The 20,075-nt window shown below is 64.3% G+C and carries 26 protein-coding genes; 13 read left to right on the forward strand and 13 right to left on the reverse strand.

Annotated elements, in window-relative coordinates:
- Positions 1 to 1,185, forward strand: a 1,185-nt coding sequence (locus AQY21_RS11400) for an ABC transporter ATP-binding protein (protein ID WP_152988202.1), incomplete at its 5' end; no start/stop codon positions are given.
- A 10-nt stretch (positions 1,186 to 1,195) separates the two neighbouring features.
- Positions 1,196 to 2,137 carry a MurR/RpiR family transcriptional regulator gene (locus AQY21_RS11405; RefSeq protein WP_058097785.1) on the forward strand — a complete coding sequence of 314 codons (942 nt, stop codon included), beginning with the start codon at positions 1,196 to 1,198 and terminating at the stop codon, positions 2,135 to 2,137.
- A gap of 337 nt (positions 2,138 to 2,474) precedes the next feature.
- Here AQY21_RS11405 and AQY21_RS30005 read toward each other — a convergent pair whose 3' ends face one another.
- Positions 2,475 to 2,597, reverse strand: coding sequence for a hypothetical protein (locus AQY21_RS30005; RefSeq protein WP_255374800.1), 123 nt, complete (start codon positions 2,595 to 2,597; stop codon positions 2,475 to 2,477).
- A gap of 76 nt (positions 2,598 to 2,673) precedes the next feature.
- Between AQY21_RS30005 and AQY21_RS11410 the strand changes: the two genes are divergently transcribed.
- Entirely contained in the window at positions 2,674 to 3,117 is a 444-nt protein-coding gene (locus AQY21_RS11410; RefSeq protein ID WP_238986752.1) for a 5-deoxy-glucuronate isomerase, read from the forward strand.
- The gene (locus AQY21_RS11415) at positions 3,117 to 3,356 is read left to right on the forward strand and encodes an SDR family NAD(P)-dependent oxidoreductase (RefSeq protein ID WP_058097786.1); all 240 of its coding nucleotides are present in this window, start codon (positions 3,117 to 3,119) and stop codon (positions 3,354 to 3,356) included. The genes AQY21_RS11410 and AQY21_RS11415 overlap by 1 nt, the downstream gene beginning before the upstream one ends.
- A 20-nt stretch (positions 3,357 to 3,376) precedes the next feature.
- Here the strand turns inward: AQY21_RS11415 and AQY21_RS30010 are convergent, their stop codons facing one another.
- From AQY21_RS30010 to AQY21_RS29020, 5 genes are all read right to left on the reverse strand, one after another.
- Positions 3,377 to 3,505, reverse strand: coding sequence for a hypothetical protein (locus AQY21_RS30010; RefSeq protein WP_255374801.1), 129 nt, complete (start codon positions 3,503 to 3,505; stop codon positions 3,377 to 3,379).
- A 23-nt stretch (positions 3,506 to 3,528) separates the two neighbouring features.
- The gene (locus AQY21_RS11420; RefSeq protein ID WP_203416484.1) at positions 3,529 to 3,918 is read right to left on the reverse strand and encodes a cupin domain-containing protein; all 390 of its coding nucleotides are present in this window, start codon (positions 3,916 to 3,918) and stop codon (positions 3,529 to 3,531) included.
- A gap of 97 nt (positions 3,919 to 4,015) precedes the next feature.
- A complete protein-coding gene (locus AQY21_RS29015; RefSeq protein WP_161906001.1) occupies positions 4,016 to 4,357 on the reverse strand; it encodes a hypothetical protein in 342 nt (113 codons plus the stop codon).
- A 57-nt stretch (positions 4,358 to 4,414) separates the two neighbouring features.
- Entirely contained in the window at positions 4,415 to 5,614 is a 1,200-nt protein-coding gene (locus AQY21_RS11430; RefSeq protein WP_065169922.1) for a hypothetical protein, read from the reverse strand.
- 270 nt (positions 5,615 to 5,884) lie between these two features.
- Positions 5,885 to 6,040, reverse strand: a complete 156-nt coding sequence (locus AQY21_RS29020; protein ID WP_161906003.1) for a hypothetical protein — start codon at positions 6,038 to 6,040, stop codon at positions 5,885 to 5,887.
- A gap of 114 nt (positions 6,041 to 6,154) precedes the next feature.
- On the opposite strand from AQY21_RS29020, the gene AQY21_RS11435 reads away from it, so the two are divergent.
- Together AQY21_RS11435 and AQY21_RS11440 are read left to right on the forward strand one after the other, a co-directional pair.
- Positions 6,155 to 6,400 (forward strand): type II toxin-antitoxin system Phd/YefM family antitoxin, encoded by a 246-nt coding sequence (locus AQY21_RS11435; RefSeq protein ID WP_058097803.1) that lies wholly within the window; start codon positions 6,155 to 6,157, stop codon positions 6,398 to 6,400.
- Complete coding sequence (locus AQY21_RS11440; protein ID WP_238986753.1) at positions 6,400 to 6,795, forward strand: type II toxin-antitoxin system VapC family toxin; 396 nt, start codon at positions 6,400 to 6,402, stop codon at positions 6,793 to 6,795. Before AQY21_RS11435 ends, AQY21_RS11440 begins: the two co-directional genes overlap by 1 nt.
- A gap of 32 nt (positions 6,796 to 6,827) precedes the next feature.
- Here AQY21_RS11440 and AQY21_RS11445 read toward each other — a convergent pair whose 3' ends face one another.
- The 6 genes from AQY21_RS11445 to AQY21_RS11470 all read right to left on the reverse strand — a co-directional run bounded on the left by AQY21_RS11445 (position 6,828) and on the right by AQY21_RS11470 (position 12,072).
- Positions 6,828 to 7,787 (reverse strand): DUF6282 family protein, encoded by a 960-nt coding sequence (locus AQY21_RS11445; RefSeq protein ID WP_058097790.1) that lies wholly within the window; start codon positions 7,785 to 7,787, stop codon positions 6,828 to 6,830.
- 38 nt (positions 7,788 to 7,825) lie between these two features.
- Complete coding sequence (ehuD, locus tag AQY21_RS11450; RefSeq protein ID WP_058097791.1) at positions 7,826 to 8,494, reverse strand: ectoine/hydroxyectoine ABC transporter permease subunit EhuD; 669 nt, start codon at positions 8,492 to 8,494, stop codon at positions 7,826 to 7,828.
- Positions 8,491 to 9,156, reverse strand: coding sequence for an ectoine/hydroxyectoine ABC transporter permease subunit EhuC (gene ehuC / locus AQY21_RS11455; protein WP_058097792.1), 666 nt, complete (start codon positions 9,154 to 9,156; stop codon positions 8,491 to 8,493). Before ehuC ends, ehuD begins: the two co-directional genes overlap by 4 nt.
- An 81-nt stretch (positions 9,157 to 9,237) precedes the next feature.
- On the reverse strand, positions 9,238 to 10,086 hold the full coding sequence (ehuB, locus tag AQY21_RS11460) for an ectoine/hydroxyectoine ABC transporter substrate-binding protein EhuB (RefSeq protein WP_058097793.1): 849 nt from the start codon (positions 10,084 to 10,086) through the stop codon (positions 9,238 to 9,240).
- Positions 10,087 to 10,129: 43 nt separating this feature from the next.
- Positions 10,130 to 10,936: an ectoine/hydroxyectoine ABC transporter ATP-binding protein EhuA gene (gene ehuA / locus AQY21_RS11465; protein ID WP_058097794.1), complete on the reverse strand. Its 807-nt coding sequence runs from the start codon at positions 10,934 to 10,936 to the stop codon at positions 10,130 to 10,132.
- Positions 10,937 to 11,151: 215 nt separating this feature from the next.
- Complete coding sequence (locus AQY21_RS11470; RefSeq protein ID WP_058097795.1) at positions 11,152 to 12,072, reverse strand: LysR family transcriptional regulator; 921 nt, start codon at positions 12,070 to 12,072, stop codon at positions 11,152 to 11,154.
- A gap of 263 nt (positions 12,073 to 12,335) precedes the next feature.
- Between AQY21_RS11470 and AQY21_RS11475 the strand changes: the two genes are divergently transcribed.
- Complete coding sequence (locus AQY21_RS11475) at positions 12,336 to 13,289, forward strand: agmatinase (protein ID WP_058097796.1); 954 nt, start codon at positions 12,336 to 12,338, stop codon at positions 13,287 to 13,289.
- 362 nt (positions 13,290 to 13,651) lie between these two features.
- On the opposite strand, the gene AQY21_RS11480 is transcribed toward AQY21_RS11475, so the two are convergent.
- Positions 13,652 to 14,305 (reverse strand): GntR family transcriptional regulator, encoded by a 654-nt coding sequence (locus tag AQY21_RS11480; RefSeq protein ID WP_058097797.1) that lies wholly within the window; start codon positions 14,303 to 14,305, stop codon positions 13,652 to 13,654.
- 150 nt (positions 14,306 to 14,455) lie between these two features.
- On the opposite strand from AQY21_RS11480, the gene AQY21_RS11485 reads away from it, so the two are divergent.
- The 6 genes from AQY21_RS11485 to AQY21_RS11510 all read left to right on the forward strand — a co-directional run.
- Positions 14,456 to 15,721, forward strand: coding sequence for an ABC transporter substrate-binding protein (locus AQY21_RS11485; protein ID WP_058097798.1), 1,266 nt, complete (start codon positions 14,456 to 14,458; stop codon positions 15,719 to 15,721).
- Between the two features lie 71 nt (positions 15,722 to 15,792).
- A complete protein-coding gene (locus tag AQY21_RS11490) occupies positions 15,793 to 16,677 on the forward strand; it encodes a carbohydrate ABC transporter permease (protein ID WP_058097799.1) in 885 nt (294 codons plus the stop codon).
- The gene (locus AQY21_RS11495; RefSeq protein WP_058097800.1) at positions 16,674 to 17,492 is read left to right on the forward strand and encodes a carbohydrate ABC transporter permease; all 819 of its coding nucleotides are present in this window, start codon (positions 16,674 to 16,676) and stop codon (positions 17,490 to 17,492) included. The genes AQY21_RS11490 and AQY21_RS11495 overlap by 4 nt, the downstream gene beginning before the upstream one ends.
- Positions 17,493 to 17,504: 12 nt before the next feature.
- Positions 17,505 to 18,566 (forward strand): ABC transporter ATP-binding protein, encoded by a 1,062-nt coding sequence (locus AQY21_RS11500; RefSeq protein WP_058097801.1) that lies wholly within the window; start codon positions 17,505 to 17,507, stop codon positions 18,564 to 18,566.
- Between the two features lie 15 nt (positions 18,567 to 18,581).
- Positions 18,582 to 19,706: a hypothetical protein gene (locus tag AQY21_RS11505; protein WP_058097802.1), complete on the forward strand. Its 1,125-nt coding sequence runs from the start codon at positions 18,582 to 18,584 to the stop codon at positions 19,704 to 19,706.
- Position 19,707: 1 nt separating this feature from the next.
- Positions 19,708 to 20,075 (forward strand): aldolase/citrate lyase family protein (locus tag AQY21_RS11510; protein ID WP_238986754.1); only part of this gene is annotated, 368 nt, incomplete at its 3' end.

Consider the following 20,075-nt stretch of genomic DNA (forward strand, 5'->3'; position numbering starts at 1 on the left):
CCTGCGCAACGCATGCGCGCCTATCCGCACGAGCTGTCCGGCGGTATGAAGCAGCGCGTGATGATCGGCGGCGCCATTGCCTGCGCGCCGCGCATCCTGCTGGCAGACGAGCCGACCACGGCGCTTGACGTGACGGTGCAGGCACATATCCTCGAGGTGCTGCGCGATCTTAACCGTGATCTGGGGCTTGCGGTGATCCTTGTGTCGCATGATCTGGCCGTGGTGGCCCAGATGTGCGACCGGGCTCTCGTCATGCGGAGCGGCGAAGTGCTGGAGCAGGGCAGCTCGGCCGAGATCCTGCGCAACCCCGGCCATGACTACACCCGCTTGCTGATCGCATCGCAGCCCGACCGGTTGGAGCTGCCGCCGCGCCCCGCGCCGGGCGAGACGTCGCTGTTCAGTATCCGCAACCTCGACGTGACCTATCAGGCCGGGGGCTTGCTTGGTCGGGGCAGGGGCGTGCGCGCCTTGCAGGACGTTTCTCTCGACATTCGCAAGGGCGAATGTTTCGGGATCGTCGGAGAAAGCGGCTCGGGGAAAAGCACCATGGCCAAGGTGCTGATGCGGCTCGTCACGCCTTCGGGCGGGCAAGTGCTGTATCGGGGCGCTGACGTGCATGGCCTGCACGGCAACGATCTGCTCGGCTATCGCCGCAAGGTGCAGATGGCTTTCCAGAACCCGTTTGACTCCCTCAACCCCGCGATGACGGTGATCGAGGCCATCGCCGAGCCGCTGCGCCGTCACGGCCTTGCCGATGCTGCGACCGCGCGCAAGCGGGCGCGCGAGATGATGGCACTGGTTGAATTGCCCGAAGAATACGCTCATCGCCGCCCGCGCCAGCTTTCGGGCGGCCAGTGCCAGCGCGTCGGCATCGCCCGCGCTCTGATTCTCGACCCCGAGGTGCTGGTCGCGGACGAGATCACCTCGGCGCTGGACGTGACCATTCAGGCCCAGATCCTGCGCCTGCTGGCGCGGTTGCGGCGCGAACGCGACCTGACGGTGATCTATATCTCGCACGACTTGGATGTGGTGCGCAAACTCTGCGACCGCATCGCGGTGTTCCGCGCCGCGCGGCTCGTCGAAAGTGGTGAGACTGCGCAGGTGTTGGACCAGCCACAAAGCGAATATACGGCATTGCTGCGCGATTCCGTGCCGCGTATGCATGCAGATCAGATATCCATCTGAGGAAAGGGTCATGGCCAGCGATGAAACCAAGCCGCGCGGCGAAATCGACCTGCTGCGTTTCGTGCAAAACGGGCTTGACGGCGCTGGTGCGGAATGGTCGCGGTCGGGTCGTCTGATCGCCGCCTATCTGCGCGACAACTGGGAACAGCTGCCCTATCAGACAGGCGCCTCTATCGCCGCGGCGGTCGGGCTAAGCGAGATGACGGTGATCCGCTTCATCCGTCAGCTGGGGTTTGCCAATCTCAAGGAATTCAAGGCGGCGCTACGCCCGCCAACTGATTCCGATGCCGAAGAGATGGGCAATATCCGCCGCAGGCTCAAGCTCGACCCGCTGAACCAGCGCACGCTAGAGAAAAGCCTCGGGCGCGAACTAGAGGCCGTGGCCGCCGCCTACAGGCTGACGACGCTTCCGCGCTGGGGCGATTGCGTCGAGGCGATCCTGAAGGCGCGTCAGGTCTCCGTTCTGGGCTTTCAGGCATCGCGAGGGTTGGCGATCGATTTCTCGAGCCGCCTGCAATATGTCCGTCCCGGCGTCCGTTACGTTCAGGACAATGCCGGCATCCTGACCGAGGTCTTTGATATGGCCCATGAAAGCCATTGTCTTGTGTTGGTCGATACCCATGCCTATGCGCGAAAAGCGGTGCTGCTGGCGCAAAGGGCGCGCGAGATGGCAATGCCGCTGATCTTCGTCACCGACAGCTTCACCAACCGCGCCTATGATTTCACTGAGATGGTGCTGCAGGGCGAAACCTATGTCGAAACCTTTTGGGATTCCCCGGCCAGTCTTGCGATCATCCTGAACCTGCTGATCGATTCCGTGGCAAATCGGCTGGGGGGAGAGGTTTCTAAGCGCACCGAGCAGTTGCACGAAATGGGCCATTATTTTGCCGAGTTCGATCATCGCACCTCGCGGCTTGCCAGAAGCCAGGGTGAGCCGGACGCGGCGGGATAACCGCGCCGCATTGGAAGTGCCGGTCCGCGAGTTCTTTTCCGCTGCATCGCAGTACTGTTCTGGCTCGCTTGGTAGCTATGGGCCGAAATGTTGCTGTGTAAGCGCGATGACGCGGCCCTATACAGCCAGGCTTGACGGCTGTGGGTGTCGCCAGGGCACGAGGTCTTCGATGTGGGATTTGGGGTGCCCGTCGAGGATGGCGCGGAGGGTTTCGGCGAGATAGCTGACGGGTTCACGCCGGACATCTTGCAGGTAGCGACGGGCGAAGCGAGCATGACCCCGTTCTTGGCGCCGGCCTCGTTGCCGGCGAAGAGGGCATTCTTGCGGGTCAAGGTCATCACCCGTTCATTTTGCCCATGTCGGGCAATTTGTTGAGGTGCATGACCGCTGGCACGCGCTTTTCGGCCGACAGTTCCGAGTCGAGCGCGTCGACCGACGCAAGTCTGGCCAGTTCGTCCATGTCGAGGTGCTGCCTGGTGTATTCATGGCCGTGGCCGCGTGGATGCTCGACCCGACAGTATGCACCGGCATGGATCTTGGAACACCGCGCGTGTCGCTCGGCGGTGAACACACTAGCCGAGTGCAAGGAGGTCGGGCTGGGCGATGCCGCCAGTTCCAACAAGCGCACCATCAAGCAGTTCATCCATCCGCAGGTTATGGAAAGCTGCCAATTGATCCTGGGCTATACCTCGCTGGAGGAAGGCTCGGTCTGGAACACGATCCCGAGCCATGTCCACTACCGGCGGATGGAGGCCTATCTCTACTGGGGGATGGCGCCCGAGGCGCGGGTGCTGCATCTGATGGGTGAGCCGCAGGAGACGCGGCACCTGTGGGTCGGGAACGGAGAGGGTGCGATATCGCCGCCCTGGTCGATCCATTCGGGGGCCGGGATCGGGGCCTATACCTTCATCTGGGCCATGGCGGGCGATAACGTCGATTACACCGACATGGAGTTCATCCAGCCGCAGGAGATGCGCTGATGGGCGACCTGTTCTCTCTGGCTGGCCATCGTGCGCTGGTCACCGGCGCGAATGACGGCATCGGCCGCGCCATCGCCGAGGCGCTGGCCGGACAGGGCGCACGGGTCACCTGCGCCGGCCGCCGGTCCTGTGCCGAAACCGTCGCGTCGATCACGGCCTCGGGCGGCGTGGGGGAGGAGTTACAGCTCGATTTCGTCGATCCGATGGCGGCCAGCGACCTGTTCCAAGGCGCTGGATAGCGCGGTGACGGCCCCGCCGATCAGATTGAGATGGCATGGGCCGGCATCAGGAAATGATTGCCGCTGGCCGACATGGCGATACCCCGCAGCATGCCGGCCAGCAGATGGAGGGTGGCCGTGAAGAAGAACCGGAAAGCGATCCACCGCATATAGCGCCCCCTTCATGCGATGGTCAGTGATGAAGGGTGATACCCAATTCCCTCGCCTGTTCGATGAGCCGGGGGATGTCGGGCGGAGTGTCAGCAGCCGGGGGAAAGTTGCGGGCACCTCTCGGCATGGGCTCGCCCAGATGTGCAAAGAACGCCGCGTGGATCCTGCCGGGGACGTTGAAGATGAACATACGCCTTGGGCCTTCACCGATATTTTTCAGTGCGTGGACAGCCCCGTTCGGAATGGGCACCACATCGCCTGCGCGAGCGATGTGCTCCTGACCTTCGATGACGAAGGCGTAGGTGCCTTCTAGGATGCAGAAGACCTCGTTTTCGCCCGGATGGCTATTGGGTGGCATCGAGAGATCGGGCGTGCCGTATTCCCGCTCGAATGCCTGATCGACCTCCTGCACCTCGAATGCGATGTTCCGGGCCTCGTCGAGCAGTTGCTGGGTGCGGCTGACGTTCTGCTGCAGCTGCTGCAGCGAGCTATGCGGCAGGCTGGCGAGATTATGGCCTCCACCGCCAGCTGGTCGAGATGGGGCATGACTGCATCGCGGTCGCGCCCAGCACGCGCGCTTGCGTTCCGGCCGGCGTCTCATGAATAGGCTGTGCCGTGCAGACGTGGCGGGTTTCCAGCGACTGATAGGGCGGAAGATCCTGCGCCAGCGCAGGACCAATGGCCGCCAGCAGAAACACGGTCAGGGCAGGCAGGGTATTTTTCGTCATGAAGGCCGCCAGGGATTGAATGACAAGGATGCCGGACTCGGCAAGACCCGAGGAGCGCGCGGGATGGCCCTCGATTCGGCCCAACCCGGCAAGCCCAGGTTTCAGCACCATCTTGCCGATCACATATGACCCGCAAGTGCGCATCCCCGCGGTTGTGCATTTCACGGCTTTGGCCTTTTCTCAGCCAGTGCCGATGCTGAGGCGGGCAAATCGCCATGCCGACACGCCGATGACCGCAATGTCACCGTTCGGATAAGCCGCGATCGAGCGGATGTTGCCGATCTGTGCGCCATTCTCTCGCCCGACTGCCGCAAGACCAACGCGCCGGATGCCGTCGGGCGTGACCTCTTCCAGCATGTTGTCCCAGGGATCCGAAAGCCATATCCTGCCGTCGGGACTGGCAACGATGCAGGGAAAGAATTTCGGCGTGGTCGCGATACGGCGCTGGAAACGGCCATCGGCATTGAACTCGAATATGCCATCGCGGCTGTCCTGATCCTCGCTGCGTCTCATCACGATGTAGATGCTGCCCGCACCATTAATCGCGATGCCGGTTGCCCTTGGTGCACTTGTGACCATGGGGTCTGCGGCTATCGCCTGTGCCATCAGCCCGGTCAGGCGGCGCTGTTCGGTCAGATTGCGGTCGAGAAGGATCAGCGTATCTGATGGCGGCAGGCTTGCGTCATCGCCGGCGCTGCGCGGTGCGACGCGGTAAATGGCCAGCCCCCCGTCCGGTGTGACGCAGGAGCCTTCACCGTTGCTCCAGTAGCTTTCCCCCTCCGGGATGGGCTGGCTGCCGGCGATCTCGCCGCTCGCCGGATCGATCCGCAAAATGCGGCGCGAACCGTCGGTGATGATGCTGCCATCCGGCAGCACGGCCAGCATCGCACCGCTGTCTTTCGGAGAAGGGAACTGGTTCAGAAAGGCGCCATCCGAGCCAAAGATGTAAAACCGCCTTCCGCCGTCCTGGATCATGGCCCGGCCAAGGCTGTCGATACCGATATAAGACGGATATTCTCGGAAAAGTCCGGGGCCTGCGCCTTCGCCACCGACATTGAAAATGGTCTTGACCGCAAGCCTTTCCTCAGGTGCTGCCCTGTGCGCGCCGCGCAGGAATTGCGGCAGCACCAAGGCCCCGCCCCCGATCGCCATCACGCCAAGCCCGGCCGCAAGCGCCCCTCGGCGCGAGACCGGCCCTGGCAGGACAGCCCCAGCGGGCCGCCCGTCGGGAAAGCGGTGTTCCAGCACGACATGGTGGCGACCTTGCGTTTCGACCACATATTCGGATCCACAACTGCCACATCTGCCGATCAGGTGACCCTCTGCAGTGGTCACGAGACCGAGTGTCCCACCGCAGCTCGTGCATTTCAGTTTGCGCATCCGGTTTCCCTTTTTCCGAAATGGCAAACTAGCCCGCAGGAACAACAAGGCCAAGCCGGTTCGGGTCGCATCCGCGCAAGCCATGCGTGGGCCTGATATGCGCAGGATTCCCCGACGCTTTTCCTGTCAACTATAGATTGGCACAGTCATGCTTGCCACACTCCTCCGGTTGATGTTCCGAACGTGCAAAACGCATGCAGATCCATCTCGCTACCATGATAACAGGACTTCGCTGCGGCACAGGCTGAATGGCTGCTCTGGCGAACGCGATCACGCGCCATCGAGCGGGCTAACGAGGTCCAAGGCGTCCTCGGCGGTTGTGACGGTTCCTGCGGAAATCTGCGCTTTGAGCATGATGTTGATTTCGGCCATGGCACAGTAGTGCGCCATAACGTAATTTGCTCTGTCTTCAGCGATAGTCGACACGTTCCTGTCCTTTGTTGCTGACACAGCTTTTAGGATTCTGACCCTATGCTGGCTGGGATGCTTGAAAAAGATCTGCAATCAGACTAGATTTCAAACCAGTTGATGGAGATTCGCATGCGCGAGATCGGTGCCTTCGAGGCCAAAACGCATCTGTCGGAACTTCTTGCCGCCGCAAAGGCAGGCGAGACGGTGACGATTACCCGGCGCGGCCAGCCCGTCGCTCGCTTAGTGCCTCCAGCAAGCAATGACCGCGCTGCTGCCTTGCTCCGCATGGCTGAATTGCGCAATAGACTTGCGGCAAGAGATGTGCGGCTTGGAATCGACGATATTCTCTCGGCGCGCGACGAAGGCCGCCGCTGATGCTGGTCATCGATGCTTCGGCGTTGATTGCGTGGGTCATGCCCGATGAGACTGGCGTGGACCTGGCGTCTCTGGCTGAAAGGCATGAGGAAATCATCGCGCCCTGGCTGCTGTGGGCCGAGTTGCGTAACATCTTGGTCGTCAATGAGCGACGGGGGCGGCTGCCGGCAGGCGCTGCCGAGCAGATCATCGAGGCGGTGGATGCCTTTGGTGTGCAGCTGGATACTAGGCCGGCGCATTCGGTGGCGATGGATCTGGCCCGCCGCCATGGCCTGACGGTCTATGATGCGCTCTATCTGGAACTGGCGTTGCGCCTCGGTTCTTCCCTAACCAGCCTTGATGCGGCTCTTATCCAGGCTGCCCAGGCTGAGGGTGTGGCGGTTGAGCACAGATAACGCCTTTCCCGATCTCGGATACTGCACCTATTTCAGCGGCCTGCCAGAGCTCGCCTGCCATTGTCCGAAAACATCGCCAGGAAATCGGTCCGCGACACCACGCCGTCCAGCCTTGCGCCCAGCTCCATCGCGTAGCGCACCGAGCCCTCGGGGAAGGGATCGCTGTTCACCTGGCCGAAATCGGTCGAGAGCAGGACGCGCTCGGGACCGGTCTTGCGAATGGCCTCGGCGAAAGCCTCCAGCGCCACGCCATCCTGAGTATGGATGGCGAAGCAATGCTCGATGAAGACCCCGGGGATGCGGATCAGCTCGCGCTGCCGGTCGTCGGACAGCTTGATCGCCGGGTAATGCGGATGGGTCAGGATGATCCGGCGCACGCCGATCTCGGCCGCGAGCGGGACCAAACGCATCACCTCGTCGGCCGAGAGGTGCCCGGTGGCCAGCACGCAACCGTGCCGGGCGATGGCCTCCAGCGTGGCTATCAGTTCCGGCAGCGGCCTGAGATCGTCGTCGAAGGCCAGCACCGGCGTGTCGGGCACGCGCTCGACCGGCTCGGGCTCGTGCCCATGCGTGCAACAGCCCGACCAGTTGGGGTCGAAGCCGAAGCCATGCGTCCGCAGATGGGCGGCGGCATGCACCGTCGGCATCCAGACCACGATGGGGCAGTCGTCGGGCGCGGGCGCATCGACCCGCGCCCGGTTCCCCGAGACCGCGCTTTCCACCGCTGCCGGGTTCAACCCGCCCACGAAATTGTTCAACACCACGCCGCCGTAGAAATTCGCCCCGAACTGCCCCCGGGCCAGCGAAGCCAGTGGGGTCGTCGGATAGGTATGGTTCTTGAGCACCAGCGTCGCGCCGAAGGGCGCCGCCACATCCGCCAGCGTTTTGACGTCGTAGCGGCGGATGACGAGTTCCGGCCCGACATGGTAATGCGTGTCCACGAGGCCGCATTGCTCCAGCAGGTCGCGGGCCTGGCCGGTCGAGGTGAACATGGGGCGTTTCCTTTCCTTTGTGCTGCTCTGTGGCCTGATCACGACCCGGCCGATACCCGCCGCGCCAGCCGGGTTTCCAGCACGCGCAGGGCGATGGCGGTCGGCAGGCTGACGATCAGGAAGATGATGCCGACCATGGTGATCGGCTCGAAATAGCGATAGGTTTCGCTGGCCAGCAGCCGCGCTGTTCCCATCAGCTCCAGCACGGCGATGGTGGACAGCAGCGCGCTTTCCTTGAACATCATGATGACATAGTTGCCAAGCGCCGGGATCATCGGCGGGATGGCCTGGGGCAGGATGATCTCGCGCCAGGTGCTGAAGCGGGGCAGGTTGAGCGCCCGCGTCGCCTCCCACTGGCCTTTGGGCACGGCCTCGATGCCGGCACGATAGACCTCGGACATGTAGGCGCTGGTATGCAGGCCAAGCGCCAGCACGCCGCAGACCAGGGCCGAGAATTTCAGGCCGATATCGGGCAGGATGTAAAAGACGAAGTAGAGCTGGATCAGCAGCGGCGTGCGGCGGATGAACTCGACGGTCCAGTATCCCGCCCTGCTGATCCAGCGGTTGTCAGACCGGCGCATCAATGCGAAGACGAGCCCCACGAACAGTGCCAGCAGCGTGGCAAGCCCGGTAGCCTGCACGGTGATCGCGAGACCCTCCATCAGGCGGGGCAGGATCTCGCGGACATAGGTCCAGTCCCAGTTCATGATGCAGCCTTCCTTGTTCCGTCGAGACCCTTAGCCAGCTTCTTCTCAAGGGCGTTGAACAGGGCGACGATCACGGTCGAGATGAGGAAATAGACGATCAGGATGCCGCCGAAGGCCTGCAAGGCACTGCCGGTCTGCTGGCGGAACAGTTGCGCGACGAAGGTCAGGTCGGCGATGGCGATCAGCGAGACCAGCGGCGTCTGCTTGAGCAGGTCGATCATCAGGTTGCTGAGCGGCGGCAGCATCGGGACGACCGCGTTCGGCAGGATCACGTGCCGCATGCGCCGGTACCACGAGAAGTTGAGCGCCGTGGACGCCTCGGTCAGGCCCTTGGGCACCGCAAGGATGGCGCCGCGCACCACCTCGGAGCCGAAGCTGCCGACGTTCAGGCCGATGGTGATGATGCCGACCAGCATCGCGTCCAGATGGATCCCGAACAGCGGCAGGGTAAAATACAGCCAGAACAGCTGCACATAGCAGGAGGTGCCGCGGAAGAATTCGACATAGACGGTCGTGGGCCAGTAGATCCAGCCGCGCGGCGACAACCGGCCGATGCCGGCCGCAAAGGCCACGATCAGGGCGAGCACGCTTGCCCCCAGCGTGATCCAGACCGTGACCAGGGCGGCCTGGGTGAAGGGCCCGATGAAATCGAGGATGGACATGGCTTCGACCTTTTCCAGTAAGCGGCCCGCCGGCGCGGGGCCTTCGCCGGTATGCGGCGAAGGCTGGCTGGCCGCCGGGGCTCAGCCCCCGACGCTGCAAAGCTGTTCGCGGGTGACGGTCTTGGCGAATTCGGGGTTGAAGCCGTATTCGCTGACGATCTTGTCGTATTCGCCGGACTCCTTCAGCGCCTTGAGCTTGGCGTCGAAGGCGTCCCGCAGTGTCTCGGCGCCGCGACGGAAGCCGACGCCCGAACATTTGACCGGCTCGCCCTGCGCCTCGACCACCTCGACATTGTCGAGGCCCATGTTCTTGACCGTGGCCCGCAGCGCCAGGTCGGGCGCGGCATAGACATCGACCCGGCCGTCGATCAGCATCTTGATGCCGTTCTGGTGGTCCGGCACGGTGATGATGCGGTCGCGCGGCACGCCCATCTCGACCGCCCGGCGTTCGGCCGAGCAGCCGCTGCAAACGCCATAGGTGATGCCGCCATCGGCTGCGATGTCGGCCAGGCCCTGGATCTTCTTGGGATTGCCGGCGACGACCGCAAAGCCTTCCGAGACGCAAAGATCGGGTTCCGAGAACAGAATCGCCTTGCACCGCTCGGGATTGATGTAGAGCCCGGTCGAGATGACGTCCGCCCGCCCGGCCTGCAGGCTGGGGATCAGTGCGGCAAACTCCATCAACTGCGGCTTGATCTTCTCGACGCCCAACTCGCTCATGATCCGCATGAGCAGGGTCGGCGCAGCGCCGCCCACGGCGCCCGAGCCCTGATAGTCGGTATAGGGCGGCTCATGGGCCAGGGCCACGGTCACCTCGCCGCGGCTGACCAGATCCTCGAGCTGGTCGGCGCGGGCCTCGTTGCCGGAAAGCCCCGTGAGGGCAAGCGCAGCGGTCAGGGCGCAAGCGCCCAGAGACCTGATTGCAAACATGATGTCCTCCTGCTGTTGTTGGTTGTCGCGGCCTTTCGCCGCCTCAGTCCAGCCTTTGGCCGGCGGCCACGACCTTCTTGAGGAAACTCCGGGTGCGTTCTTCGCGCGGGTTTCCGAAGATCTCGTCGGGATGGCCCTGCTCGACGATGCTGCCACCGTCGAGGAACAGGATCCGGTCCGAGAATTCATGCGCGAAGCTCATCTCATGCGTGACCATCAGCATGGTCATCTTCGTCTCGCGCGAGATGTCGCGCAGAACGTTCAGCACCTCTTCGACCAGCTCAGGGTCGAGCGCCGAGGTGACCTCGTCGAACAGCATGATCTCCGGCCGCATCGCCAGGGCGCGCGCGATGGCCACGCGCTGCTTCTGCCCGCCCGAAAGCTGCGAGGGATAATGGTCCATCTTTGCGGACAGCCCGACCTTGGCAAGCAGGGTTCGCGCGGTCTCCTCGGCTTCGGCCCGTCCGGTGTTCAGGGCAAGCTGCGGCGGCCGGGCCACGTTCTCGAAGGCGGTCATATGCGGGAACAGGTTGAAGTGCTGGAACACCATGCCGATGCTGCGCCGCATCACGCGCAGGTGGCTTTCATTCGCCGGTTCCAGTCCCTTGCCGGTCTGGCGGTGCCAGAGCGGCTTGTCGCCGATCCAGACCACGCCGCCCTCGATGCGCTCAAGCGTCATCAGAATGCGCAGGATCGTGGTCTTGCCCGAACCGCTCGGCCCGATCAGCGACACCTTTTCGCCGCGCCGGATCGCCAGGTTCAGGTCCTTCAGGACCGTGACATGGCCGAAACGCTTGGAGACGCCCTCGAACCGGATGAATCCGTTGCCGTCGTCGTCTTTCTGCTGCATCTGCGCTCCTCCGCTCGTGCCAGTCCCCGCTGGCCGGTCCGGCGAGAATGCGGTGACGCGCTCCTCCCCGGCCTTGCGCCGTCCTGCGGACACGGCACTCCCCCTTTGCCGTTGCCTTCCATCATATGGCCGGGCGGGGGGAAGGGCAGGACGATCAGTCCAACCTTGCTTGCGGTTTCCGCAAGTTGGACCGCGGGCGGCAGGGCCGGATGGGGTCAGGCGGCGGAAATGCCGTGCAGGACGCGCAGAAACAGTTCCGTGCGGCGGCTGCGGCTGACGCGGCGCAGCGTGCAGGCATAGAAGGGCACCGCGCATTCCGGCCCCTCCAGCGGCAGCCGCCGCAGCGCCGCGCCCTGCTTCAGCGCCTCGACCGCATGGACCGGCAGGAAGCCCAGATACAAGCCGGACTGCACCAGCGACAGGATCACATCGATGTCGTTCGCGCCGATCTCGGCCACCAGACCCAGGGATTGCGCGCGTAGATCGGTCGGGGAGCCATGGGTCCTGGCCACATAGGCCATGCCTTCCAGCGCCTCGCGGCCTAAGGCGGCGCGCCTGTCCTGGTGCAGCGGATGGCCGGCGGCACAGTAGAGCCCGGCCTCTTCGCGGAAGATCGGCGTAAAGACCAGTTCGGCCGGCTGTTCGCTGGTCCCCAGGATGCCCAGATGCAACTGCCGGCTTTCGACCTGCCGCATGATCTCGGCGGGGGTCAGCACCTTGCAGTCGATGACAAGGTTTGGCGCCTTGCGGCGCATGACGCGCAGCACCTCGGGAAAGCGCAGCTCCGGCGTGGAGAGCAGATGGTTGACCACGCCGACATGCAGCACGCCCGACAGGCCGTCGCGCAACCCTTCCAATCGTTCCTCGCAGGCTTGCAGGGTTTCGACCAGCAGGCAGGCCACCTCATAAGCGGTGTGCCCCTGCGAGGTCAGCGCAAAGCCGCCCGGGCCGCGCTGGCACAGCTCCAGCCCCAGCCGGATCTCCAGATCCTTGATCTGGCGGCTGACCGTCGACAGATCGACGCCCAGGGCATCGGCCGCCGAAGACAGCCCGCCGCTTTCGACCACGGCCTTGAACACCCCGAGCCGATGAATGTCCGCGCCGCGCAGCTTCTGAAGTCGGGGTCCGTTTTCCATGTGTGTAGGTTCATACAACCAAGCTTGGAGACCTTGCCCTGTTATAGGACCCCGGCGCCGCTATCTTGGCAAGCTAGGACAGGGGCGGAGGTCCAGATGGAAACAGACCGCGAATATCGTGGAACAATTCTTCCGAACCATGCCGCCCGGGGCATCTGGCCAGGCGCCCGCGACAGCCGGGGCGGGTGCGGCCTGCCCTGAGTTGCCGCCGCCCCTCGAGCGACGAATTTTCAGACCGACCTGCAAGGAAAAAAGGACGTCCCATGACAACCTCATTGGTTGCGCCGCCGAAGCGCGAGTTCCAGAGCTTTCATGATTTTCCCATCGTGACCGACCTCGACACGCTCAAGGCCGATATCGCAATCCTGGGCATCCCCTATGGCGACCCCTATTCGATCGCCGAGGTCAGCAACGACCAGTCGAACGCCCCCACCCATATCCGCCGCTATTGCGAGCGTGCGCTGCGGGGGCTGGACCGCTACGATTTCGACATCGGGGGCACCATGCTGGACGGCCGCGACATCAAGGTGGTCGATTGCGGCGACGTGATCGCCGACGCGCGCGATATCCCGGGCAACCACGACCGCTCGGAACAGGCGGTCCGCAAGATCCTGCGGGCCGGGGCGATGCCGATCATCCTGGGCGGCGACCATGCGATCCCGATCCCGATCTTTCGTGCCTTCGAGGGGCGGGGTCCGATCACGCTTATCCAGATCGACGCCCATGTCGACTGGCGCGACCGCTTCCACGGCGTCGATCACGGCCTGTCCAGCGTGATCCGCCGCGCCTCGGAACTGGAGCATATCGACCAGATCTGGCAGATCGGCCTGCGCGCGGCCGGCAGCGGCCGCCCCGACGAGGTCCAGGCGGCGCTGGACTACGGCTCGCATCTGGTGCCGGACATCGAATTGCAGGAGGTCGGGATGCAGGCCATCCTGGACCGCATCCCCGATGGCGGGAACTATTACCTGACCATCGACGCGGATGGCGTCGATCCCACCATCATGCCGGCGGTCGCCGGCCCGGCGCCGGGAGGCGTGACCTATGCGCAGATGCGCACCCTCATCAACGGGCTGGCGCGCAAGGGCCGGGTCGTGGGCATGGACATCGTCGAGATCACGCCCAGGAAGGATGTGAACGGCATCACCGCCATCACCGCCGGCCGCTTCGTTTGCATGATGATCGGCGCGGCGGTTCGCGCGGGGTATTTCGACTGAATGCAGGGCGGCCTCGAAATCATTGATCAGCCAGTTTTTCGAGGTTCTGTCGTCGCAAACCGAGCAGCGGGTCCTTCAGCCTCTCATCGAACAGACTTGATGCCGGACATGCGATTAAACAACCAGTCCACCCGTTCCAGCGTAGCATGCTCGACGGCCTCGAAGCTGCGCAGAGCCCGCGCCGGTGATCGCACGATGAGGGGGGACAGGCTCGAGCGAGACCCGGAACGAAAGGGCCGACTGACACCGAGAATGCTGGCTGGGACATCAGCGGCGGGATAGGGGGCAGCCCGGACCGCAAGCCCGAGAGCCGCGCAGCCTGCCATGAGTGCCTTTCTGCCACAGGAAGCCCGGGGAAATGACTATGCCAGCCGCGCGTTGTGGCGGTGCCGGCGGTCATAGACCTTGCGGTATTCCTCGGCCGAGGCGGGCAGGTGTGCGCTGACCGCCTGGACATAGGCGGTGCGATCGCTGTTCCGCAGCGCCTCGATGATCGCCCAGTGCTGCTCGATGACTATGCGCATATGGGCGTCGTCGTCGTATTTCACCGCCCGGATCGACTGCACCCGCCGCGAGGTGTCCTCGATCATCTGCGCCAGGGTGGCATTGCCGCAAAGCCCGTAATGCAGCCGGTGGAATTCCAGGTTCAGGCTGAAGACCGCCTGCGGATCGCCCGCCTCATAGGCGGCGGCGTGGCGGCGGCAAAGATCCTCCAGCGCGGCGATGTGCGAGGGCTCAAGTGGCAGGGGCGTGCGCGCGGCAGCGGCGGTCTCCAGTACCATGCGCGCCTCGTAGATTTCCTCAACCTCCTCGGGGGTCATCTCGATCACCTGCGCGCCGCGATTGGGCAGACGGACGATCAGGTGCCTATTTTCGAGCGCGACCAGCGCCGCCCGCACCGCATGGCGCGAGGCGGAATAACGCTCGATCAGCCGGTCCTCGATGAGGCGGCTGCCGGGCGGGTAAAAACCGAAGACGATGTCGTCCTCGATCCACTGTTCCAGTTCGGCGTTCATGGCCTGCTCCTATGATGGCTTGCATCGGTTTGTAAAGATCCGCGATGAAATCGTCAAAATGATTATCGACAAAATTATTGACAATTTATCGATTCGACCTGTAAGTCGCTGCAAGCAACCGGGCTGACCCGTTGCATCAGGGGAGGAGACATGAGGATTCTGAAAATCGCGGCCCTGGCCGGCCTGATGGGATCGACCGCCGCGGCGGGAACCCTGACCGAGGGCAAGCCCTATGACGGCACCGTGCTCAAGGCGCTGCTGGTGAAATCCTCACAGTTCGAGGCGCAGCAGGCGCGGCTGCAGGACTTCACCGACAGGACCGGTATCGAAGTGCAGATCGACTATGTGCCCTTTCCGAACATGCGCGAGGCGCTGTCGGCCGAGATGATCGGCGGGACCGGCTATGACATCGTGGCGGTGATGGACCAATGGGTGCAGTCCATGGACATGCTGCTGGCGCCGATCGACGAGATGGTCGAGCGCAACAACCTGGACCTGGCCGATTACCCCAAGGTCCATCTGGACCGCGCCTATATCGACGGCGCGCTGTCCGGCCTGCCGATCCGCGGCCATATCCAGCTGATGTTCTATCGCAAGGATCTGCTGGCCGATGCGGGCGTCGAGGTGCCGGCCACCTGGGAGGATGTGACCACGGCCGGCCAGGCGGTCAAGGAAAAGACCGGCGTCGCCGGCATCGCCCTGCCTTACGGCAAGCTGAACGGCCAGAACCTGATGATCTGGTACAACCTGCTCTGGGGTCATGGCGGCGATGTCATCGATGCCGAGGGCAAGCCGCTGTTCAACTCCGAAGCCGGGGTCAAGGCCACCGCGCAATATATCGACTACCTGCGCAAGGACGGCATCGTCTCGGACGGCGCCGCGGTCTTTACCGAGCAGGATGCCGTGAACAGCTTCAAGCAGGGCAATTCCGCCATGCTGCCGGTCTGGTGGTGGGTGCGCTCGCAGCTGAGCGATCCCGAGCAGTCCAAGCTGACCGATGCGCAGATCGGCATCGCCACCTTGCCGGCTGTCACCGGCCATCCGCCGACGACCTATACCAACACCTGGTATTTCGGCATCACCGAGGAAACCGCAAACCGCGAAGCGGCGATGGAGTTCCTGTCCTGGGTTTCCGACGCCGCGCTGGAAAAGCAGATCCTGCTGGACCCGGCGCTGAACGAGGTGGTGGCGGTGCACAAGTCCAACCTGACCGATCCCGAGGTCAATGCCCGCTGGGGCGGCATGCACGAGGCGGCGGCCGTCGCCATCGAGAATTCGCCGATGATCCCCTATGGCCCGGACTGGCCGCGCATCTCGGAGGTGCTGGAGACGGCGATCTCCTCGCTCGCCTCGGGCGCATCCGGCGATGTCGCCGCCACGCTGGACAAGGCGGCGCAAGAGATCGCGGCCCACTGACCGCCCGAACCGTGGAGCGCCGAGGCGCTCCGCACCAACTTCATCGCAAGACACCGGACGGAGGGCACAGCGTGCGCGACCGCTCACTCCAGTATTACCTGCTGGTGCCGGCCTTCATGATCGTCGTGGCGACGACGATCTATCCCCTGGCCTATTCCTTCATCACCGCGTTCCGCGACTGGGATCTGTCGAAACAGCGCCGCCCGCAGGGCTTCGTGGGTGCGGACAACTTCACCCAGGCGCTGTCGGACGCCAACTTCCTGTCCACGGCCTGGGTGACAGCGATCTTCGTCGTCGTCAGCGTGGCGCTGACCGTGGTGCTGGCCATGGGCCTTGCTTTGCTGCTGCGCCGGCGCGGCCCGCTGCACGACTTTACCCGGATCATTCTGATCCTGCCCTTTGCCATGAGCCCGGCGCTGATCGGCGTCAGCTACCGCTTCATGTTCAACCCCGAATACGGCGTCATCGCCAAGGGGCTGGGCCAGGTCTTTCCGCCGCTCGCGGGCATTCCCTGGCTGGCCGATCCGCATCTGGCGCTGGGGGTGCTGATCGCCACCGATGTCTGGCACTGGACGCCCTACATGACCTTCATGTGCCTGGGCGGCCTTGCTTCGGTTCCGCGCGCCACCGAGGAGGCGGCACGGATGGACGGCGCCTCGTCGCTGCGCATCCTGTGGGACGTCATCCTGCCGCAGATGACCGGCGTGCTGGTCGTAGTGGCGGTGCTCAAGACGATCTTCGCGCTGAAGATGTTCGACCAGGTCGTGACCCTGACCGGGGGCGGCCCCGGCGTCGCGACGGAAACCCTGGCCTTCTATGTCTACAAGGTCGGCTTCAAGTGGTTCGACATGGGCTATGCCTCGGCCCTGGCCTGGGTGCTGACGGCGATCCTGATGGCGGTCTCGGCCGGCTATGTGCGGATGCTCCTCAAGGAAAGAAAGATGGCCACGGCATGAAACGCTCTGTCCTTTCCCGCGCCGCCGAGACGATCATCCTGCTTGTCGTCTGCTTCGTCGCGCTTTTCCCCATCGTCTGGATGTTCCTGACCGCGTTCAAGAACCCCCGCGACGCCTATGACATCTCGCTGAACTTCCAGCCGACGCTGCAGAACTTCGTCACCATCTTCTCGAATCCCTGGAACCTGGGCCATGCGCTGCTGAACAGCACCATCGTGGCCGGCGCCACGGTGCTGCTCTCGATCCCGGCGGCGGCGCTGGCGGCCTACAGCTTCTCGCGCTTCCGCATGAAGGCCCGCAAGTCGCTGTTCTTCGCCGTGATCTCGACCCAGTTCGTGCCGGCGGTGGTGATCGTGCTGCCCTTCTTCCTGATGTTCCGCAGCCTGGGCCTGCTGGATACGCGCATCGCGCTGGTCGTGGTCAACGTGGCCATCGTCACGCCCTTCGTGATCTGGATGATCAAGGGCTTCATCGACGCGATCCCGCTGGACAGCGAGGAGGCGGCGATGATGGACGGGGCCTCGCGCCTGCGGGTGATCCGCGACATCGTGCTGCCGATGGCGGCGCCGGGTATCATCACCTCGGCCATCTTCAGCTTCATCCTGACCTGGAACGAATTCCTGTTCGCGCTGATCCTGACCCGGCGCCATGCCACCACCCTGCCGGTCGCGCTGACGAATTTCCGCACCGAGCGCGGCGACCTGTGGGAGCTGATGAGCGCAGCCGGCGTCCTGATCACCGTGCCGATCTTCCTGCTGGCGCTGGTCATCCAGAAACATTTCACGCGCGGCATGACCGCCGGCGCGGTCAAATAGGAGAGCGCCGTCATGGCAGACATCCGACTCGTCGACATCGTCAAGAAATACGGCGACTTCCTGGCCGTTCCCCGGCAGAACCTGACCATCGAGGATGGCGAATTCCTGGTCCTTCTCGGGCCCTCGGGCTGCGGCAAGACCACGACCATGCGCATGATCGCGGGGCTGGAGGACATCACCGAGGGCCAGATCTTCGTCGGCGACACCTGCGTCAACGACCTGCCGCCTAAGGACCGCGACATCGCGATGGTGTTCCAGAACTACGGCCTTTATCCGCACATGACGGTGGGCGACAACATCGCCTATCCGCTGAAGCTGCGCGGCATGTCCCGCGCTGAGCGGCGGGAACAGGCCCGCATCACCGCCGAGAAGGTCGAGCTGGGCCCCTACCTGAATCGCCGCCCGGCCGAGCTTTCGGGTGGCCAGCGCCAGCGTGTCGCCCTGGCCCGCGCCATCATCCGCCGGCCTAAGCTGTTCCTGATGGACGAGCCGCTGTCGAACCTCGACGCCAAACTGCGCGTGACCATGCGGGCCGAACTGAAGCACCTGCATCACGAGCTGGGCATCACCACGGTCTATGTGACGCATGACCAGACCGAGGCGATGACGCTCGCCTCGCGCATCGCCATCCTGAACCACGGCCGCATCGTGCAGCTGGACACGCCCGAGCGGATCTATTCCGAACCGGCCGACATCTTCGTCGCGGGCTTCATCGGCAACCCGGCGATGAACCTGATCGCGGGCGAGATCCGCGGCGGCGTCTTCGAGGCGCCCGCCGTGCGCATTCCCGGGCTCGACGCCGGCCCGAGCGGGCCGGTGGTGCTGGGGGTGCGCCCCGAGCATCTGCGCATCGCCGAGACTGGCCCGATCGCCGGCCCGATCTTTGCCAACGAACTGCTGGGCGATTCCACGCTGGTCACGCTGCGCCAGCGCGGCACCCATATCTGCGCCCGCGGTCCTGCCGATTTCCGGCGCGAACTGGACCAGCCGGTCAGCTTCGCCCCCACCCCAGACGCGCGACTTCACCTGTTCGATGCGGAGAACGGCAACCGCATTGCCACGCAATCCTTCTGAAACCGGAGACACCCGATGACACACCTGTCCACCGAAGATGCCCTGAAACGCCATGTCCGGCGCTCGGACTATGTGTCCTGCACCGTGGCCTTCATCGACTGCAAGAAGCCCGGTTCGCATCTGAAAGAGAACTACTCCATCATCGGCCCGGGCGTCAGCTCGGCCTCGGACCAGGTGGTGAACCTGCCCGAGCCGCATGGTTTCAACATCGGCGCGGCGGCGATGCCGAACGGCATCACCAACAACCTGCACATCCATTTCACCGCCGAGGTCTTCATGAACTTCCGCGGCGAATGGACCTTTCGCTGGGGCTCGAAGGGCGAGGACGAGTTCGTCGGGCACGAGGGCGACATCCTCTCGGTGCCGACCTGGATCTTTCGCGGCTTCACCAATACCGGCGCGGATGACGGCTGGCTGTTCACCTGCCTGGGCGGCGACAATACCGGCGGCGTGATCTTCCATCCCGAGATCATCCGCGAGGCGGCGCAATACGGGCTGTATATCTCGAACGAGAACATGCTGATCGACACCGCGCGCGGGGACGAGAAGCCGGGCGAGGACGGCGTCATCGCGCCCATGGCCGATGCGGATGTCGCCCAGCTGCGCGAATGGACGCCCGAGCAGATGCGCAAGCGCATCGTGACCGAGGCCGAGCGCGACTTTCGTCCCGCCTTCCTGGATCGCGGCCTGACCGGCTGCGGCGCCGAGATCGCGCCGGTCATCGGTGCCGGCATCACCCAGAACCGCGACCATGCCGCGCCGATCACCAATCCCCACGGCTTCTCGCTGGAATGGCTGCGGCTGGCGCCGGGTCAGCAGGTCTCGCGCTTCCGCATCCCCGAGAAGATGGTGCTGATCGCCCGCCACGGCGGCGCCCGCATCGAGCTGAACGAAAGCAGCGACGTCGCGGTCGAACTGGGCGAATGGGACACCTATTCGGTGCCCGGCGATGTCTGGCGCCAGATCCGCAACACCTCGGACCATACGGTCGAGCTGGTGCTGATCGCCTCGGGCGACCACCGCAAGCGGCCTGAATTCGCCGAAGAGGTGGTGGCGCTGGCCGAAGCGGCCGGGCTGGCGCTGGACGCGGGCGGCTTCGTCGCGCCGGCGCATCTGCTGCCCGTCTACAAGTTCGCCTGACATGAGCGCGCAGCCGGACATGCGCCGCAACATCCTGCGCGACATGGTCGCGCAGGGGCGCACCATCGTCAACGCCTGGCTGTCCATTCCCTCGTCTTATTCGGCTGAGGGGATCGGGCATACCGGGGTCCATGCGGTGACGGTCGACATGCAGCACGGGATGCTGGGACGCACCGAGGCGCTGCACATGCTGCAAGCCATTTCCGGCACCCCGGCGATCCCGCTGGTGCGGGTGCCGGCGCTGGACGGGCCGACGCTGATGCATGTGCTGGACTGCGGCGCCTATGGCGTGATCTGCCCGATGATCTCGACCGCCGCAGAGGCTGCCGCGCTGGTGCGCGCCTGCCGCTATCCGCCGCATGGCAACCG

Source organism: Paracoccus sp. MKU1, from assembly GCF_001447385.1.
Lineage (GTDB): Bacteria > Pseudomonadota > Alphaproteobacteria > Rhodobacterales > Rhodobacteraceae > Paracoccus.

Bases quoted from the DNA above. Each gene is read 5' to 3' on its own strand.
- AQY21_RS11405 (WP_058097785.1), top strand. From the start codon at position 1,196: ATGGCCAGCGATGAAACCAAGCCGCGCGGCGAAATCGACCTGCTGCGT.
- AQY21_RS30005 (WP_255374800.1), bottom strand. From the start codon at position 2,597: ATGGACGAACTGGCCAGACTTGCGTCGGTCGACGCGCTCGACTCGGAA.
- AQY21_RS11415 (WP_058097786.1), top strand. From the start codon at position 3,117: ATGGGCGACCTGTTCTCTCTGGCTGGCCATCGTGCGCTGGTCACCGGC.
- AQY21_RS30010 (WP_255374801.1), bottom strand. From the start codon at position 3,505: ATGCGGTGGATCGCTTTCCGGTTCTTCTTCACGGCCACCCTCCATCTG.
- AQY21_RS11430 (WP_065169922.1), bottom strand. From the start codon at position 5,614: ATGCGCAAACTGAAATGCACGAGCTGCGGTGGGACACTCGGTCTCGTG.
- AQY21_RS11435 (WP_058097803.1), top strand. From the start codon at position 6,155: ATGCGCGAGATCGGTGCCTTCGAGGCCAAAACGCATCTGTCGGAACTT.
- AQY21_RS11440 (WP_238986753.1), top strand. From the start codon at position 6,400: ATGCTGGTCATCGATGCTTCGGCGTTGATTGCGTGGGTCATGCCCGAT.
- AQY21_RS11445 (WP_058097790.1), bottom strand. From the start codon at position 7,787: ATGTTCACCTCGACCGGCCAGGCCCGCGACCTGCTGGAGCAATGCGGC.
- ehuD (WP_058097791.1), bottom strand. From the start codon at position 8,494: ATGAACTGGGACTGGACCTATGTCCGCGAGATCCTGCCCCGCCTGATG.
- ehuC (WP_058097792.1), bottom strand. From the start codon at position 9,156: ATGTCCATCCTCGATTTCATCGGGCCCTTCACCCAGGCCGCCCTGGTC.
- ehuB (WP_058097793.1), bottom strand. From the start codon at position 10,086: ATGTTTGCAATCAGGTCTCTGGGCGCTTGCGCCCTGACCGCTGCGCTT.
- ehuA (WP_058097794.1), bottom strand. From the start codon at position 10,936: ATGCAGCAGAAAGACGACGACGGCAACGGATTCATCCGGTTCGAGGGC.
- AQY21_RS11470 (WP_058097795.1), bottom strand. From the start codon at position 12,072: ATGGAAAACGGACCCCGACTTCAGAAGCTGCGCGGCGCGGACATTCAT.
- AQY21_RS11475 (WP_058097796.1), top strand. From the start codon at position 12,336: ATGACAACCTCATTGGTTGCGCCGCCGAAGCGCGAGTTCCAGAGCTTT.
- AQY21_RS11480 (WP_058097797.1), bottom strand. From the start codon at position 14,305: ATGAACGCCGAACTGGAACAGTGGATCGAGGACGACATCGTCTTCGGT.
- AQY21_RS11485 (WP_058097798.1), top strand. From the start codon at position 14,456: ATGAGGATTCTGAAAATCGCGGCCCTGGCCGGCCTGATGGGATCGACC.
- AQY21_RS11495 (WP_058097800.1), top strand. From the start codon at position 16,674: ATGAAACGCTCTGTCCTTTCCCGCGCCGCCGAGACGATCATCCTGCTT.
- AQY21_RS11500 (WP_058097801.1), top strand. From the start codon at position 17,505: ATGGCAGACATCCGACTCGTCGACATCGTCAAGAAATACGGCGACTTC.
- AQY21_RS11505 (WP_058097802.1), top strand. From the start codon at position 18,582: ATGACACACCTGTCCACCGAAGATGCCCTGAAACGCCATGTCCGGCGC.